Annotated in this window: 1 protein-coding gene; it reads left to right on the top strand. The window is 41.7% G+C overall.

Annotation, left to right across the window (positions count from 1 at the left end):
• The first annotated feature begins 72 nt into the window (after window positions 1–72).
• Window positions 73–1,643 (top strand): IS3 family transposase gene (locus tag C1E58_RS02555; RefSeq protein WP_105209226.1). Its coding sequence is split into 2 segments (ribosomal slippage): window positions 73–718 and window positions 718–1,643, totalling 1,572 coding nucleotides; the frame shifts between segments, so codons are not numbered across the junction.
• Window positions 1,644–1,684: the final 41 nt, after the last annotated feature.

Here is a 1,684-nt window from a genome sequence, read left to right as displayed (position 1 = left end):
TGATATACTCCCCTTATAGTGGACAGTGAAAAAACAAAAATTTTCACTAGAAACTATAAAGGGAGTTTTATTATGTCCAAAAGAAGTCCAAAGTCTGTCTCTGAGAAACTAGAAATTGTTTTACTCCACTTGGAAGCTGGGAAATCACTTAGCTGGTTAGCTAGGCACCATGGTGTGTTTAAAGACACCCTATCGAACTGGGTTCGGAAGTACAAAGAAACTGGTATTGAGGGGCTAGAGGAAAGCCGTCGCTGGATGAAGTATAGTAAGGAACTAAAGGAACAAGCTGTTTCCGACTATCTTGATGGTTTGGGAAGTCTCAAAGCTCTGACCAAAAAATATGGAATTTCTGACCCTCGTGTTCTCAGATCATGGATAAAAAGTTATACTAGTGGTAAAGAATTGAAAGCTACTAGTAGAGGAATGAGTCGCATGAAACAAGGACGCAAGACAACATTTGACGAACGGGTTGAGATTGTCAATTTTACCCTTGCCCACGAGAAAGATTACCAAGGGGCTGTTGAGAAGTATGGGGTTTCCTACCAACAGGTCTATTCGTGGGTCAGAAAGTTTGAGAAGGACGGTTCTAACGGCCTCCTCGACCGTCGTGGAAAAGGTTTGGAAAGCAAGCCTAATCTGACTTCGGAAGAAGAGTTACGTCTAAAAATCAAGCAACAGGAAGAACGGATTAAGTATCTTGAAATGGAGAACGGCCTGCTAAAAAAGTTAGAAGAAATCAATCGACGAAACCAATGGTAAGACTAGGTCGCCACCTGGAATCCTTCCAAGCGATTAAAGAATATGCGGATGAACAGGAAGAGGCTTCTATCAGCCACTTGTGCCGTATTCTAAAGGTATCTCGCTCAGGCTACTATAAGTGGTTACAACATCAGGAAACAGCTTCTGAACAGGAAAATTTAGGATTGATGAATGTCATCAAGGACCTTCATAGCCAACATAATGGTATTCTTGGTTATCGTCGTATGACTCGATTTGTCAATCGCAAGCTTGAAACAAACTACAACAAGAAGCGGATTCGACGCTTGATGCACATTCTAGGTATTCGTTCCATTATCAGAAGAGCCAAGGGGTATTGTACCAAGACTAGCTTTGTCAATGTAGAGGACAATGTTCTCAATCGTGATTTTACAGCAACTGCCCCCAACCAGAAATGGTGTACAGATGTGACTTTCTTGAAGTACGGTCTCAGTTGTAAGGCCTATTTGAGTGCTATTAAGGACCTCTACGACGGCTCAATTGTCGCTTATGTGGTCGGTCAGTTGAATGATAATGAATTGGTATTAGAAACACTTCGTAAAGCCCGAAAAGTTAATACTGAAGCGACACCATTGATTCACAGCGACCGAGGTTCACAATATACTTCGAAAGATTATTACCGTTTAACGACCAAGTATCAGATGACCCGCTCCATGTCTCGTGTTGGTAAGTGTATTGATAACGCACCAATTGAGAGCTTCTTTGGGCACTTTAAGACGGAGTGCTATGATTTGAAGAAGTATAAGACTTTTGAGGAGCTGGTGTCAGATATTGATGCCTACATCTATTTTTATAATCATCAACGATTTCAAGAACGCAACAACGGCCTTGCCCCTCTTGAAATGAGGAACAAGGCCGTCGCCTAATCTTTTATTATTTCATTGTCCACTTGACAGGGAGCAGTTCA

Source organism: Streptococcus suis, assembly GCF_002964575.1.
In the GTDB taxonomy this organism is placed as follows: Bacteria; Bacillota; Bacilli; order Lactobacillales; family Streptococcaceae; genus Streptococcus; species Streptococcus suis_R.
Note: the sequence above shows the minus strand (reverse complement) of the source record. Positions and strands in the feature narration are given on the sequence as shown.